Source organism: Variovorax sp. OK605 (assembly GCF_900115445.1).
Lineage (GTDB): Bacteria > Pseudomonadota > Gammaproteobacteria > Burkholderiales > Burkholderiaceae_C > Variovorax.
This window is the reverse complement of record NZ_FOWL01000002.1, coordinates 551,530-565,521: the sequence shown is the minus strand read 5'-3', so window position 1 is coordinate 565,521 and position 13,992 is coordinate 551,530. Positions and strand designations below refer to the sequence as shown.

Genomic DNA, 13,992 nt, shown 5'->3' with positions numbered 1-13,992 from the left:
TAGGGTCGGCCGATAGAATCGACCCCAATGCCCCTGGTCTTTCTCGTCGCTCTCCCATTCATTGCCAGCGTGCTGGCCGCGTTGATGCCGTCCAACGCGCGCAACAGGGAGTCGACCCTGGCGGGCCTGGTCGCGCTGGGCTGCGCCATCCAGACCGCATGGCTCTTTCCGCAGATCGCGCATGGCAACGTGCTGCGCCAGGAAATCGAGTGGCTGCCGGCCCTCGGCCTGAACCTCGTGTTCCGCCTGGACGGCTTCGCCTGGCTGTTCTGCATGCTGGTGCTGGGCATCGGCGCGCTGGTGGTGCTCTATGCGCGCTACTACATGTCGGCCTCCGACCCGGTGCCGCGCTTCTTCTCGTTCTTCCTCGCGTTCATGGGCGCGATGATGGGCGTGGTGCTCTCGGGCAACATGATCCAGATGGTGCTGTTCTGGGAGCTCACCAGCCTCTTCTCGTTCCTGCTCATCGGCTACTGGCACCACCGCCGCGACGCGCGGCGCGGCGCGCGCATGGCGCTCACCGTCACCGGCGCGGGCGGGCTGTGCCTGCTGGCCGGCGTGCTGGTGCTGGGGCGCATCGTCGGCAGCTACGAGCTCGACGTGGTGCTGGCCTCGGGCGACATCGTCCGCGCGCATGCGCTCTACCCGGCCGTGCTGGTGCTGGTGCTGCTGGGCGCCTTCACCAAGAGCGCGCAGTTCCCGTTCCACTTCTGGCTGCCGCGCGCCATGGCCGCGCCCACGCCGGTGTCGGCCTACCTGCACTCGGCCACCATGGTGAAGCTCGGCGTGTTCCTGATGGCGCGGCTGTGGCCCGTGCTTTCGGGCACCGAGCAATGGTTCTGGATGGTGGGCGGCGCGGGCGCCATCACGCTGCTGCTGGGCGGCTTCGCGGCCATGTTCCAGCGCGACCTGAAGGCGCTGCTGGCCTACTCGACCATTTCTCACCTCGGCCTCATCACGCTGCTGCTGGGCCTGAACAGCCCGCTCGCGGCGGTGGCGGCGGTCTTTCACGTGATGAACCACGCGACCTTCAAGGCGTCGCTGTTCATGGCGGCCGGCATCATCGACCACGAGACCGGCACGCGCGACATCCGCAAGCTCAGCGGGCTGATGCGGCTGATGCCCATCACGGGCACGCTGGCCATCATCGCCAGCGCCTCGATGGCCGGCGTGCCGCTGCTCAACGGCTTCCTGTCGAAGGAAATGTTCTTCGCCGAGACGGTGTTCATCCAGGCCACGCCGTGGATCGACTTCAGCCTGCCGGTGATCGCCACCATCGCGGGCATCTTCAGCGTGGCGTATTCGGCACGCTTCGTGTTCGACGTGTTCTTCGGCCCGCCCTGCGGCAACGACGTGCCCAAGCACCCGCACGAGCCGCCGCACTGGATGCGCGTGCCGGTCGAGCTGCTGGTGCTGGTGTGCCTGGTGGTGGGCGTGGCGCCCGCCTGGTCGGTGGGCCCGATGCTGGCGGCCGCGGCCGCGCCGGTGGTCGGCGGCGTGCTGCCCGAGTACAGCCTGGCCGTGTGGCACGGCTTCAACCTGCCGCTCGTGATGAGCTTCGTGGCGCTCGCGGGCGGCGGTGTGCTGTACCTGCTGCAGCGCCGCCGGCGCGCGCAAGGCGGCCTCGAGAACACGCCGCTGCTGCACCGCTTCGACGGCCAGGTCATCTTCGAGCACCTCATCGCGCTGCTGAGCGAAGCCGGCCGCCGCAGCCGCCGCCTGTTCGGCACGCGCCGCCTGCAATGGCAGTTGCTGCTGCTGGTGGTCGTGGCCGTGGCGGGCGCCGGGGCATCGCTGTGGGCCACGCCGGCCGCGCCCGGCACGCGCGAGCTGCTGCCCTTCTCGCCGATGTTCGCCATGACCTGGATCATCGGCGGCACCTGCGCGCTGGCCGCCGCGTGGCAGGCCAAGTTCCACCGGCTCGCCGCGCTCATGCTGGCCTCGGGCGCGGGGCTGGTCTCTTGCGTCACCTACATCTGGTTCTCGGCGCCCGACCTCGCGCTCACGCAGCTGGTGGTCGAGGCCGTGACCACGGTGCTGATCCTGCTGGGCCTGCGCTGGCTGCCGATGCGCAGCAAGGACGTCATCCAACCCGCGCGCGCGCGGCTGCGCCCCTGGGGCCGGCGCGGCCGCGACCTGCTGGTGGCCACCGTCGCCGGCGGCGGCATGGCCGCGCTGGCCTGGGCCATGATGACGCGCACCTTCCCCCAGAGCATCTCGCCCTTCTTCCTCGAACGCGCGCTCACCGAAGGCGGCGGCACCAACGTGGTCAACGTGATGCTGGTGGACTTCCGCGGCTTCGACACCTTCGGCGAAATCACCGTGCTCGGCGTGGTGGCGCTCACCGTGTACGCGCTGCTGCGGCGCTTCCGCCCCGCCATCGAATCGATGGCGCTGCCGGTGCAGCAGCGCCTGCAGGTCGACGACGGCAGCAGCGACCTGCTGAACCCGCGCCGCGCCAAGGACACCGCCATCGGCTACCTGATGGTGCCCGCCGTGCTGGTGCGGCTGGTGCTGCCGCTGGCGGCGCTGGTCTCTGTCTATTTCTTCATGCGCGGCCACAACGCGCCGGGTGGCGGCTTCGTCGCCGGGCTGGTGATGTCGGTCGCGCTGGTGCTGCAGTTCATCGTGTCGGGCACCGAGTGGGTCGAGGAGCACCTGCGCATCTACCCGCGCCGCTGGATCGCCATCGGCCTGCTGCTGGCGCTGTGCACCGGCGGCGGCGCGGTGGTGTTCGGCTACCCCTTCCTGACCACGCACACCGCGCACCTGCACCTGCCGCTGCTGGGCGAAGTGCACGTGCCCAGCGCCCTCTTCTTCGACATCGGCGTGTTCGCGCTGGTGCTAGGCGCCACCATGCTGATCCTCACCGCGCTGGCCCACCAGTCCGTACGAAGCCACCGCTGGGCCGACGAGCAGGCCGAGAAAGAAGCCCAGGCCGCGGCCGAAGGCGCGGAGGGAGCGCACTGATGGAAATCGTGCTCGCGCTCGCCATCGGCGTGCTCACCGGCTCGGGCGTGTACATGCTGCTGCGCCCGCGGACCTTCCAGGTCATCATGGGCCTGACGCTCATCTCCTACGCCGTGAACCTGTTCATCTTCAGCATGGGCCGGCTCAAGGTCGACAGCGAACCCGTGCTCATCAAGGGCTTCGAGGCCACGCTGGCCAACACGGCCGACCCGATGCCGCAGGCGCTGGTGCTCACCGCCATCGTGATCGGCTTCGCCATGACGGCGCTGTTCCTGGTGGTCATGCTCGCCTCGCGCGGCCTCACCGGCACCGACCACGTGGACGGTGAAGAACGGCAGGAGGCAGAGTGAACGAAATCTTCCACCTGCTCGACGAGCTGCTCGAGTTCAGCATGCCGCACCTGGTGGCGGTGCCCATCCTCGTGCCCATGCTCACGGCCGCGCTCATGCTGCTGCTGGGCGAGAACCGCCGGCGCACCAAGTCGGCCCTGAGCGTGGTCTCGGGCCTGGTCGGCCTGCTGGCCGCGCTGGCGCTGCTGCGCTGGGTGAACGCGGCCGACACCGGCGGCGGCCCCGGCTCCATCGGCGTCTACCTGCCGGGCAACTGGCGCGCGCCCTTCGGCATCGTGCTGGTGGCCGACCGGCTCTCCACCATGATGGTGGCGCTCACCGGCGTCATCGCCTTCGCGGCCTCCATCTATTCCACTTCGCGCTGGGACCGCGCGGGCGTGCACTTCCACCCGCTGCTGCAGTTGCAGCTCATGGGGCTGAACGGCGCGTTCCTCACGGGCGACCTGTTCAACCTGTTCGTCTTCTTCGAGGTGATGCTCGCGGCCTCCTACGGCCTGCTGCTGCACGGCTCGGGCCGGCTGCGGGTGCAGGCCGGGCTGCACTACATCGCGATCAACCTGGCGGCCTCGTCGCTGTTCCTGATCGGCGCGGCCATCCTCTACGGCGTGACGGGCACGCTGAACATGGCCGACCTGGGCGCGCGCATCGCCGAGCTCGCGCCGGGCGACCGCGGCCTGGTGCATGCGGCGGCCGCCATCCTGGCGACGGCCTTCTTCGCCAAGGCGGGCGCGTGGCCGCTCAACTTCTGGCTGGTGCCGGCGTACAGCGCGTCGGTGTCGCCGGTGGGCGCGGTGTTCGCGCTGCTCACCAAGCTGGGCATCTACACCATCCTGCGCCTGTGGACCGTGCTCTTCGCGCCCGACACCGGCGCCTCGGCCGCCTTCGGGCAGGCCGCGCTCGTGGGGGTCGGGCTGGCCACGCTGTTCGTGGGCGCCATCGGCATCGTCGGCACGCAGCGGCTGTCCAACCTCGCGGGCTTCAGCGTGCTGGTCTCGGCGGGCACGCTGCTCGCGGCGGTCGGCCTCGGCCAGCCGGCGGTGTGGGCCGGCGCGCTGTACTACCTGCTGAGCTCCACGCTGGCCGTGAGCGCCTTCTTCCTGCTGACCGACATGATCGAGCGCTGGCGCAACGCCGGCATGAGCGTCGCGCCGCACGAGGTGGCGGGCAATGCGCCCTACCTGGCCGAAGACCTGCGCGTGCTGTCCGACGTGAACCTCGACGACGAAGCCCAGGCGCTCTACGGCCGCGCGATTCCCGCGGGCGTCGCCTTCCTGGGCCTGAGCTTCATGGGCTGCACGCTGCTGCTCGCGGGGCTGCCGCCGCTGTCGGGCTTCGTCGGCAAGTTCGCCATGCTGTCGGGCCTGCTGGACACCCCCTCGCCGGGCACCGCCGGCTGGACCTTCCTCGGGCTGCTGATCGTCTCCGGCTTCCTGACGCTGATTGCGCTGAGCCGCACCGGCATCCGCCACTTCTGGACGCAGCCGCACGCCACCATGCCGTCGCTGCCGGCGCTCGAGGTGCTGCCGGTGGCCGGCCTGCTCGCGGCATGCGTGGCGCTGACCGTGTGGGCCGGGCCCGTCATGCAGCACGCCGAAGCAACGGCCGCCGGCCTGAAGACGCCCACCGCCTACCGCAACGCCGTGATGGGCGCGCGGCAGGTGCCCAACCCCGTCAAGCACGAAGGCACGGCCCCATGAAGCGCCTGATTCCTTCCCCGCCGCTGTCGTTCGCGCTGTTCGTCGTCTGGATCCTGCTCGAGCAGTCGCTGGAGGCCGCCACGCTGCTGTCGGCCGTGGTGCTCGCCATTGCCGTGCCGCTGCTCACAAAGGGCCTGCGCCCGGCGGCCGTGCGCATGCGCCGGCCCGGCGTGGCGCTGCGGCTGTCGTTCCTCGTGACCTTCGACATGCTCAAGTCGGCGTACGACGTGGCGCGGCTGCTGCTCACGCGGCGCAGCGCGGGCATCGGCTCGAAGTTCGTGCAGATTCCGCTGGACATGCGCGACCCCAACGGGCTCGCGGTGCTGGCCATGGTCATGTGCCTCACGCCCGGCACCGCATGGGGCGAAGTGTCGTTCGACCGCAGCATGCTGCTCATCCACGTGTTCGACCTCGACGACGAGGCCGCCTTCGTCGCGATGATCAAGCAGCGCTACGAACGCCCCCTGATGGAGATCTTCGAGTCATGACACCCATCCTCTTCTGGGCCCTGAAGTTCGCGCTGTTCCTGCTGGCCGTGGCCATGCTGTGCGCGCTGTCGCGGCTGCTGATCGGCCCCACCGCGCAAGACCGCGTGATGGCCCTCGACTGCCTCTACATCAACGGCATGCTCATGATGCTGGTGCTGGGCATCATCTACGCGAGCAACGTGTACTTCGAGGCGGCCATGCTGATCGCGCTGTTCGGCTTCGTCGGCTCGACGGCCATGGCCAAGTTCCTGCTGCGCGGCGAGGTGATCGAATGAGCGCCGCGCCGTGCCGGGCATGGGGGCAGCCATGAACGACTTCATCGTCGGGCCGCTGCCGCTGTGGGCGGAGATCATCACCGCGGTGTTCGCCGTGCTGGGCGCGGCCTTCGCGGCCATCGGCTCCTTCGGGCTGGTGCGCCTGCCCACCTTTTTCCGCCGCATCCATGCGCCCACGCTGGGCGCGACGGTGGGCGTGTGGTGCATGACGGTGGCCACCACCGTCTACTTCTCGGTGCAGGGCTTCAGCCTGTTCCTGCACGCGGTGCTGATCGTGCTGTTCATCGCGCTCACCGCGCCGATCACCACCATCTTCCTGATGCGCGCCGCGCTCTTCCGCGAACGGCAAAAGGGCGGCGACGTGCCGCCCGAGGCGAAGCCGAAGCTGCAGAAGGGCAAGTCCTGACAGCGGCAGCGGCAATCAGACCGCGACTGGACTGAACCGCGCCGCTCAACTCGGCTGCAGCTGCTGCATTTCCTTGGCGCGCGCCACCTCGACCTCGCGCGGCAGCGTCACCGCGTTCTTCACCGCGAGGATCTCGGCCATGACGCTCACCGCGATCTCCGGCGGCGTCTTGCTGCCGATGTAGATGCCGATGGGCCCGCGCAGCCGCGCGAGCGATTCGTCGGTCTGCTCGAAATGCTCGATCATGCGGTCGCGCCGCGCGTCGGCGTTGCGGCGCGAGCCGATGGCGCCGACGTAGAAGGCCTCGCTCTGAAGCGCCTCGAGCAACGCAAGGTCGTCGAGCTTGGGGTCGTGCGTGAGCGCCACCACGCAGCTGCGGCGGTCGGGCTTGAATGCGAGCACCGCGTCGTCGGGCATCTCGGTGGTGATGTGCACGCCGGGCAGCGACCATGCGGTGCGGTACTCGGCGCGCGGGTCGCACAGGGTCACGGCGAAACCGCTGAACTTGGCCATGGTCGCGAGGTACTCGGCGAGCTGGCCGGCGCCGATCAGCAGCATGCGGTACTCGGGGCCGAAGGTGTTGGTGAGCTGGGTGTCGTTGACCGTGAGCTCGTCGGGCGCCTTGGCTTCGGCGAGCCGCACCGCGCCGGTGGCAAGCGTCACCGTGCGCTGCATGAGCTTGCCCTGCTCCAGCTGCCCGACCAGCAGGTCGAGCGACGCGGCATCGGGCGCGTATTCGAGCAGCAGCTCCAGCGTGCCGCCGCAGGGCAGGCCGAAGCGGTGCGCCTCGTCGGCGGTGATGCCGTACTTCACCAGCGCGGGGGGCGCACCCAGCGGCACGTCTTCGCCCTTGCCGTGGGCATGGCTGTAGCGCGAGATCAGGTCGTCCTCGATGCAGCCGCCGGAGACCGAGCCGACCACCGCGCCGTCTTCCGCCAGCGCCATGATCGAGCCCACGGGCCGCGGCGACGAGCCCCAGGTGCGCACCACGGTCGTGAGCAGCGCGCGCTTGCCGGCGCGGCGCCAGTCGCGCAGCGTGCGCAGCACCATGACGTCGAGGTTTTCCATGATGGCGCGGCCCGTTCCCTCAGCTGGCGTCGCCGCCGGTGGCGGCATCGTCCTTCTTGCCGAGGCCCATCTTCTTCATGAGGCCCGACATCATCCCGGCCTTCTCGGCCGGTGCTTCGCCGGCCTCCGCGGCGGGCGCGGGTGGCGGGCCGTAGCGGCTTTGCATCTCGGCTTCGAAGCGCTTGAAGAAGTCGTCGGCGGTCGACTTGGCGGCGCCGTCGATCAGGCGCTGGCCGAGCTGGGCGATCTTGCCGCCGACCTGGGCCTGCACGGTGTAGTCGAGTTCGCAGCCGGCGGGTGGCGATGCGGCCTCGGCCTCGTGCGCGACGGCTGCATCGGTGGACTCGGTGGCCTCCGTGGATGAGGCTGCCAGCGGCTTGAGCGTGACGCTCGACGCGCCCTTGGCGAACCCCGCCACGCCGCCCTGCCCCTCGAAGCTCAGCTTGTAGCCGTTGGGCGCCACGATGTCCGACAGCACCACCTTGCCGCTGAACTTGGCCGACACCGGGCCGATCTTCACCGCGAGCGCAACGCTGTAGGTGTTCTCGCCCGTGAGCTCGAACTTGTCGCAGCCCGGGATGCATTTCTTCAGCGTCTCGGGGTCGTTGAGCGCTTCCCAGGCCTGTTGTTGGGTGACGCCGAGTTGGCGGTTTCCGAGCATTTCCATGGTGGGTTCCTTCTTTGTCTTTCCTGGCGCGCTACCTGCCGGACCGCATCAGGGCGGCGAGGCTGGCGGCCAGCTGTTCGAGCGCGCTGAGATTGTGAACCGCGAGCATCGCGTCTGCATGGCGGTGCAGCACGGCGGCCCCACGGGCCAGAGGGGCGTAGCCCTCGAAGCGCAGCAGCGGGTTGAGCCACAGCAGCCGGCGCGAATGGCGCTTGAGCCACAGCAGCTCCTGCTCCAGCTGCGCGGGCTCGCCGGTGTCCAGCCCGTCGCTGATCACCAGCACCAGCGTGCGGCGGCCGGTCAGGCGGCGGGCGTGGGCGCGGCGCAGCTCGCCCAGCGAACTGCCCAGGCGCGTGCCGCCCGCGAAATCGTCGATGGCCAGGCTGGCCGCGCCGAGCATGGCGTCGGTGTCGGCCAGCCGGAAAGCGGGCGTGAGGTCGCTCAGGCCGGTGCCGAAGGCGAACACGTCGCGCCGGCCCGCGCGCCGCGTGGACGCGTGCAGAAAGGCCAGCAGCAGGCGCGCATAGCGCTCCATGGAACCCGACACGTCGACCAGCACCAGCAGCGGCAGCGGCTGCTCGCGCCGGGCCAGCCGGGGCAGCCGCAGGATCTCGCCGCCCGTGCGCGCCGCCTCGTGCAGCACACCGGGCCAGTGCATGCGCGCGTGCTGGCGGCCGGCGTCGCCGGCCACGCGCAGGCGGCGCGACGGCAGCTCGGGAATGGGCAGGCGGATGTCGCGCGCGAGCCGCTCGACCAGCCGGTACTCGGCCGCGCCCAGCGCGTTGAAGTCGGCATGCTGCAGCCGCTGGCGGTCGCTCGACGTCATGGCCGCGTCGAACTCGATCTCGCGGTCGGGCTTGGCCGGCGCGGCCGGCTTGCTGGGGCTGCGCGGCGCGGTCAGGGCCTCGCGCACGCGCGGGCGGCGTTTCGAGGGTTCGGCCTTGCCTTCGGCGCTCGGCAGCATCTGCGCGAGCAGCTTGTTGGCCAGCTCCGGGTCCCGGAACCAGGCGTCGAACAGCTCGCGGAACACCATGCGGTCCTGTTCGCGGCTGACCATCACCGACTCCATGGCGGCGCTCAGGTCGAGCTTGTCGGCCACGCCCACCAGCATCGCGGCCTCGGCGGCCAGCGCGATGCGCATGGCGTCGGTGCGCACGCCGGCGCGGCGCAAGGCGCGGCCGAAGGCGGCGATGTTGCCGGCGAGCTTGCCGCTGCGGACATCGCCGAGTTGCGGGATGCCGGCCACGCGGGTTGGCTCGGCCACGCGGGTCTTGTCGGTCATTCGCGCACGCGGCGCGCTCAGCGCGCGGCCGGCTCCTCGGGCCGGAGCAGGTCGGACGCGAGTTCGCGCGTGAGCGCCGCCACGTCGTCGCGCTGCTTGAAGAGAATGCCGGCGGTGTCGACCACCACCTCGGGGTCGAGCTCGACCGTGTCGAGCGCAATCAGCGCCCTGGCCCACTCCACGCTTTCGGCGATGCCGGGCGCGCGCTGGAAGGCGTTGACGAACGGCGCCTCGCGCAGCCGCGCGACAAAGGCCGAGACCTGCGCCGACAGCTTCTCGCCGGCCTCGGGCACGCGGGCGCGCACGATGGCCAACTCGCGCTCTCGCTCGGGGTAGTCGAGCCAGTGGTACAGGCAGCGGCGCTTGACCGCGTCGTTGAGCTCGCGCGTGCGGTTGCTCGTGAGAATGGTGACGGGCGGCACCACGGCGCGCACCGTGCCCAGCTCGGGAATGCTCACCTGGTATTCGCCCAGGTACTCGAGCAGGAAGGCCTCGAAGGGCTCGTCGGCGCGGTCGACCTCGTCGATCAGCAGCACCGCGCCGGGCAGCGGCGTCTGCAGCGCCTGCAGCAGCGGCCGGCGAATGAGGTAGTGCGGCTGGTAGACCTCGGCCTCCACGTCGCGTGCGGCGCCCGAGGCTTCGGCCGCGCGCATGTGCAGCAGCTGCGCGGCGTAGTTCCACTCGTAGAGCGCCTCGCGCTGCTCCAGCCCGTCGTAGCACTGCAGGCGCAGCAGCTCGCGGCCCAGCGCGCTCGACAGTGCCTTCGCCAGTTCGGTCTTGCCGACGCCGGGCTCGCCTTCGAGCAGCAGCGGGCGCTGCAGCTTGAGCGCGAGGAACACGGCCGTGGCCAGGCGCCGGTCGGCAAAGTAGCCGGCCTGCACCAGGCCTTCGGAAAGCGAATCGATGGTCGGAAAGATCATGGCGAAGCGTAGCGGAAGACCCTTGGAAGACGCGAGGAAGCCGCGTCTTCCGGCCCGTGCTCGGCAAGCCCCGCGGCTCAGCCCAGCGCCTTGGTCACCGCGCGCTGGGTCAGCACGCTGATCAGGTTCGCGCGGTAGGCCGCCGAGGCGTGCAGGTCGCTGTTCAGGTCGCTCGCGTCGATCTTCACGCCGGCCGCGGCGGCGGCGGTGAAGCTCTTGCCCAGCGCGTCCTCGAGGCCCGCATGGCGGAACACGCCGTTGCCCGCGCCGGTGATCGCCACGCGCACGCCGCTGTCGTACTGCGCGAGGAACACGCCGACCAGCGGGAAGTGCGAGGCCTTCTGGCGCAGCTTTTCATAGACGGCGCGCTTCGGAATCGGGAAGCGGATCGCGGTGATCAGCTCGTCTTCTTCGAGTGCCGTGGTGAACAGGCCCAGGAAGAAATCGTCGGCCGCAATTTCGCGCTTCGTCGTGACCACGGTCGCGCCCGTGCCCAGCACCGCGCTCGGATAGCACGCCGCGGGGTCGTTGTTGGCCACCGAGCCGCCGATGGTGCCCATGGCACGCACCTGCCGGTCGCCGATGCGCGAGGCCAGGTCGGCCAGCGCCGGAAAGGCGGCCTTCACGTCGGCGTTGTTCGCCACGTCGAGGTGGCGCGACATGGCGCCGACGGTGATGGCGTCGCCGCTCTTGGTGATGCCGGTGAGTTCCTTGATGCCGCCCAGGTCCACGAGTTGTTCGGGGGCCGAGAGCCGCAGCTTCATCGAGGCCAGCAGGGTCTGGCCGCCCGCCAGCGGCTTGGCGCCCGCTGCAACGAGCCTGGTCGCGTCGGCCACGGAAGCGGGCCGTTCGAGTGTGAAGGCGTACATGGTGTGTGGTTCCTTCTTTGTTGTTCAGGGTGCCGGACGGCCTTGGGTGCTGGCGGCGAGCGCGGGCTGCTGCGCCATCGCGTCTTTCGCGGCGCTGCCGCTGCCCTTCTGCATCGCTTCCCAGACGCGGCTGGACGATGCGGGCATGTCGAAGTCCTTCACGCCCAGCGGCGCCAGCGCGTCGAGCACGGCGTTGATCACGGCCGGCGGCGAGCCGATGGCCCCCGCCTCGCCGCAGCCCTTGGTGCCCAGCGGGTTGTGCGTGCAGGGCGTGCACACGGTGTCGAGCTTGAACTGCGGGAACTCGGCGGCGCGCGGCATGGCGTAGTCCATGAAGCTGCCGGTGAGCAGCTGGCCGGTCTCGTTGTCGTACACGCAGTTCTCCAGCAGCGCCTGGCCGATGCCCTGCACCAGCCCGCCGTGCACCTGGCCCTCGACGATCATCGGGTTGATGATGGTGCCGAAGTCGTCCACCGCGGTGAAGCGGTCCACGCGCACCTCGGCGGTCTGCTTGTCGATCTCGACCTCGCAGATGTAGGTGCCGCCCGGGAAGGTGAAGTTGGTCGGGTCGTAGAAGGCGGTTTCGTTCAGGCCCGGCTCGAGCTTGTCGAGCGGGTAGTTGTGCGGCACGTAGGCCGTGAGCGCCACCTGGCCGAACGGGATCTTCTTGTCGGTGCCCTTGACCGTGAACTCGCCGTTGGCGAACTCGATGTCGGCGTCGCTCGCCTCCATCAGGTGCGCGGCGATCTTCTTGGCCTTGGTCTCGATCTTGTCGAGCGCCTTCATGATGGCCGCGCCGCCCACCGAGATGGAGCGCGAGCCATAGGTGCCCATGCCGAAGGGCACGCGGCCGGTGTCGCCGTGCACCACGTCGACGTTGTCCACCGGAATGCCCAGCCGCGCCGCCACCACCTGCGCGAAGGTGGTCTCGTGGCCCTGCCCGTGGCTGTGCGAGCCGGTGAACACCGTCACGCTGCCGGTGGGGTGCACGCGGATCTCGCCGCACTCGAACAGGCCCGCCCGCGCGCCCAGCGCACCGGCGATGTTCGACGGCGCAATGCCGCAGGCCTCGATGTAGCTCGAGTAGCCGATGCCGCGCAGCTTGCCCGCGGCCTCGCTCTGCGCCTTGCGCGCCGGGAAGCCGTCGACCTCGGCCAGCACGCGGGCCTTGTCCATGCAGGCATGGAAGTCGCCCGTGTCGTACTGCAGCGCCACCGGCGTCTGGTACGGGAAGGTGGTGATGAAGTTGCGCTTGCGGATCTCGTCCTGCCCCTGGTTCATTTCCCAGGCGCAGCGCGACACCAGCCGCTCCAGCAGGTAGGTGGCCTCGGGCCGGCCCGCGCCGCGGTAGGCATCGACCGGCGCGGTGTTGGTGAACCAGGCATCGACCTCGACGTAGATCTGCGGCGTGGTGTACTGGCCCGCCAGCAGCGTGGCGTAGAGGATGGTCGGCACCGCGGTCGAGAAGGTCGACAGGTAGGCGCCCAGGTTCGCGTCGGTGTGCACGCGCATGGCGAGGAACTTGCCCTGGCTGTCCATCGCCATCTCGGCGTGGCTCACGTGGTCGCGGCCGTGGGCGTCCGACAGGAAGCATTCCGAACGCTCGGCCGTCCACTTGATGTTGCGGTTGAGCTGCTTGGCGGCCCAGGTCAGGCACACGTCCTCGGCATACAGGAAGATCTTGGAGCCGAAGCCGCCGCCCACGTCGGGCGCGATCACCCGCACCTTGTGCTCGGGCAGGCCCAGCACGAAGGCCGTCATGAGCAGGCGCTCGACGTGCGGGTTCTGGTTGGACACGTACAGCGTGTAGTCGTCGGTGCCCCGGCTGTAGCTGCCGATGGCCACGCGGGGCTCGATGGGGTTCGGAATGAGCCGGTTGTTGACCAGGTCGAGCTGGGTCACATGCGCGGCATTGGCAAAGGCCGCATCGACCGCCGCCTTGTCGCCCAGCGCCCACTTGTAGCACTGGTTGTCGGGCGCCTCGTCGTGCAGCGTGACGCCGCTGGCCTTCTTCGCGGCATCGGCCACGCTCACGAGCGCGGGGTGCACGTCGTAGTCGACCACCACCGCCTCGGCTGCGTTCTTCGCCTGCTCGACCGTCTCGGCCACCACCATGGCCACGTGGTCGCCCACGTAGCGCACCTTGTTGATTGCCAGGATCGGGTGCATCGGCTCCTTCATGGGGGTGCCGTCGGGGTTGTTGATGAGCCAGCCGCAGGGCAGCCCGCCCATCTTGCCCTCGATGTCCTTGCCGCTGAAGATGCCGACCACGCCGGGCATCTTCATGGCCTCGGCGATGTCGACCGACTTGACGGTGGCGTGGGCGTGCGGCGAGCGCACGAAGACCGCATGGCTCTGGTTGGCCAGCGTGATGTCGTCGGTGTAGTTGCCCGCGCCGGTCAGGAAGCGATAGTCTTCCTTGCGCCGCAGCGCCTCGCCGATGTGGGGCAGGTTCGAGAAGTCGGAAGCACCCATGATGTCGCTCCCTTCACGCGGTGACGGTGGTCTTGACGGGGGTGCCCGAGGCCATGGCCTCGCCGCCCATCTTCACGGCTTTCACGATGTTCTGGTAACCCGTGCAGCGGCACAGGTTGCCGTCGAGCAGTTCGCGGATTTCCGACTCGCTCGACCTGGGGTGGTGGGTGCACAGGTCGATCGCGCTCATGACCATGCCCGGGGTGCAGAAGCCGCATTGCAGGCCGTGGCATTCCTTGAAGGCTGCCTGCATCGGGTGCATGGTGCCATCGGCCTCGGCGATGCCCTCGATGGTGGTGATGTCCGCGCCGGCCGCCTGCGCGACCAGGATGTTGCAGGACTTGACCGCCCTGCCGTTCACATGGACGGTGCAGGCGCCGCACTGGGCGGTGTCGCAGCCGACGTGCGTGCCGGTGAGGTGGAGGTGCTCCCGGATGGCTTGGACGAGGAAGGTGTTGGGAGGAGCGTCGACCGTGACCTGGCGGCCGTTGACCTTGAAAGCGACCTGCATTTGGCTGTCTCCGT

At 69.8% G+C, this 13,992-nt stretch carries 13 protein-coding genes; 6 read left to right on the top strand and 7 right to left on the bottom strand.

Features of this window, described 5'->3' with window-relative positions; all coding sequences use genetic code 11:
- The first annotated feature begins 27 nt into the window (after window positions 1-27).
- From BM013_RS07010 to mnhG, 6 genes are read left to right on the top strand one after another with little or no spacing between them, the layout of a single operon-like run.
- A complete protein-coding gene (locus BM013_RS07010; RefSeq protein ID WP_093124548.1) occupies window positions 28-2,970 on the top strand; it encodes a monovalent cation/H+ antiporter subunit A in 2,943 nt (980 codons plus the stop codon).
- Window positions 2,970-3,320, top strand: a complete 351-nt coding sequence (locus tag BM013_RS07005) for a Na+/H+ antiporter subunit C (protein WP_093124545.1) — start codon at window positions 2,970-2,972, stop codon at window positions 3,318-3,320. Before BM013_RS07010 ends, BM013_RS07005 begins: the two co-directional genes overlap by 1 nt.
- 41 nt (window positions 3,321-3,361) lie before the next feature.
- Window positions 3,362-5,017, top strand: a complete 1,656-nt coding sequence (locus BM013_RS07000; protein WP_093125205.1) for a monovalent cation/H+ antiporter subunit D — start codon at window positions 3,362-3,364, stop codon at window positions 5,015-5,017.
- Window positions 5,014-5,505, top strand: coding sequence for a Na+/H+ antiporter subunit E (locus BM013_RS06995; RefSeq protein ID WP_093124542.1), 492 nt, complete (start codon window positions 5,014-5,016; stop codon window positions 5,503-5,505). Before BM013_RS07000 ends, BM013_RS06995 begins: the two co-directional genes overlap by 4 nt.
- Complete coding sequence (locus BM013_RS06990) at window positions 5,502-5,780, top strand: K+/H+ antiporter subunit F (RefSeq protein WP_093124539.1); 279 nt, start codon at window positions 5,502-5,504, stop codon at window positions 5,778-5,780. The genes BM013_RS06995 and BM013_RS06990 overlap by 4 nt, the downstream gene beginning before the upstream one ends.
- A gap of 31 nt (window positions 5,781-5,811) precedes the next feature.
- Window positions 5,812-6,186, top strand: coding sequence for a monovalent cation/H(+) antiporter subunit G (gene mnhG, locus BM013_RS06985; protein ID WP_093124536.1), 375 nt, complete (start codon window positions 5,812-5,814; stop codon window positions 6,184-6,186).
- 45 nt (window positions 6,187-6,231) lie between these two features.
- Here the strand turns inward: mnhG and BM013_RS06980 are convergent, their stop codons facing one another.
- The 7 genes from BM013_RS06980 to BM013_RS06950 all read right to left on the bottom strand — a co-directional run bounded on the left by BM013_RS06980 (window position 6,232) and on the right by BM013_RS06950 (window position 13,978).
- Window positions 6,232-7,254: an XdhC family protein gene (locus tag BM013_RS06980; RefSeq protein WP_093125203.1), complete on the bottom strand. Its 1,023-nt coding sequence runs from the start codon at window positions 7,252-7,254 to the stop codon at window positions 6,232-6,234.
- 19 nt (window positions 7,255-7,273) lie between these two features.
- Window positions 7,274-7,921, bottom strand: coding sequence for an SRPBCC family protein (locus tag BM013_RS06975; RefSeq protein WP_093124533.1), 648 nt, complete (start codon window positions 7,919-7,921; stop codon window positions 7,274-7,276).
- 31 nt (window positions 7,922-7,952) lie between these two features.
- Window positions 7,953-9,167: a vWA domain-containing protein gene (locus BM013_RS06970; RefSeq protein ID WP_093125200.1), complete on the bottom strand. Its 1,215-nt coding sequence runs from the start codon at window positions 9,165-9,167 to the stop codon at window positions 7,953-7,955.
- Window positions 9,168-9,220: 53 nt separating this feature from the next.
- Window positions 9,221-10,123 (bottom strand): AAA family ATPase, encoded by a 903-nt coding sequence (locus tag BM013_RS06965; RefSeq protein WP_093124531.1) that lies wholly within the window; start codon window positions 10,121-10,123, stop codon window positions 9,221-9,223.
- Window positions 10,124-10,200: 77 nt separating this feature from the next.
- Window positions 10,201-10,992 carry an FAD binding domain-containing protein gene (locus BM013_RS06960; RefSeq protein ID WP_093124528.1) on the bottom strand — a complete coding sequence of 264 codons (792 nt, stop codon included), beginning with the start codon at window positions 10,990-10,992 and terminating at the stop codon, window positions 10,201-10,203.
- 24 nt (window positions 10,993-11,016) lie between these two features.
- Window positions 11,017-13,467: a xanthine dehydrogenase family protein molybdopterin-binding subunit gene (locus BM013_RS06955; RefSeq protein ID WP_093124525.1), complete on the bottom strand. Its 2,451-nt coding sequence runs from the start codon at window positions 13,465-13,467 to the stop codon at window positions 11,017-11,019.
- A 13-nt stretch (window positions 13,468-13,480) separates the two neighbouring features.
- Complete coding sequence (locus BM013_RS06950; protein ID WP_093124522.1) at window positions 13,481-13,978, bottom strand: (2Fe-2S)-binding protein; 498 nt, start codon at window positions 13,976-13,978, stop codon at window positions 13,481-13,483.
- Window positions 13,979-13,992 lie beyond the last annotated feature (14 nt).

Coding starts and splice junctions, on each gene's coding strand:
- BM013_RS07010 (WP_093124548.1), top strand. CDS start 28: ATGCCCCTGGTCTTTCTCGTCGCTCTCCCATTCATTGCCAGCGTGCTG.
- BM013_RS07005 (WP_093124545.1), top strand. CDS start 2,970: ATGGAAATCGTGCTCGCGCTCGCCATCGGCGTGCTCACCGGCTCGGGC.
- BM013_RS07000 (WP_093125205.1), top strand. CDS start 3,362: ATGCCGCACCTGGTGGCGGTGCCCATCCTCGTGCCCATGCTCACGGCC.
- BM013_RS06995 (WP_093124542.1), top strand. CDS start 5,014: ATGAAGCGCCTGATTCCTTCCCCGCCGCTGTCGTTCGCGCTGTTCGTC.
- BM013_RS06990 (WP_093124539.1), top strand. CDS start 5,502: ATGACACCCATCCTCTTCTGGGCCCTGAAGTTCGCGCTGTTCCTGCTG.
- mnhG (WP_093124536.1), top strand. CDS start 5,812: ATGAACGACTTCATCGTCGGGCCGCTGCCGCTGTGGGCGGAGATCATC.
- BM013_RS06980 (WP_093125203.1), bottom strand. CDS start 7,254: ATGGAAAACCTCGACGTCATGGTGCTGCGCACGCTGCGCGACTGGCGC.
- BM013_RS06975 (WP_093124533.1), bottom strand. CDS start 7,921: ATGGAAATGCTCGGAAACCGCCAACTCGGCGTCACCCAACAACAGGCC.
- BM013_RS06965 (WP_093124531.1), bottom strand. CDS start 10,123: ATGATCTTTCCGACCATCGATTCGCTTTCCGAAGGCCTGGTGCAGGCC.
- BM013_RS06960 (WP_093124528.1), bottom strand. CDS start 10,992: ATGTACGCCTTCACACTCGAACGGCCCGCTTCCGTGGCCGACGCGACC.
- BM013_RS06955 (WP_093124525.1), bottom strand. CDS start 13,467: ATGGGTGCTTCCGACTTCTCGAACCTGCCCCACATCGGCGAGGCGCTG.
- BM013_RS06950 (WP_093124522.1), bottom strand. CDS start 13,978: ATGCAGGTCGCTTTCAAGGTCAACGGCCGCCAGGTCACGGTCGACGCT.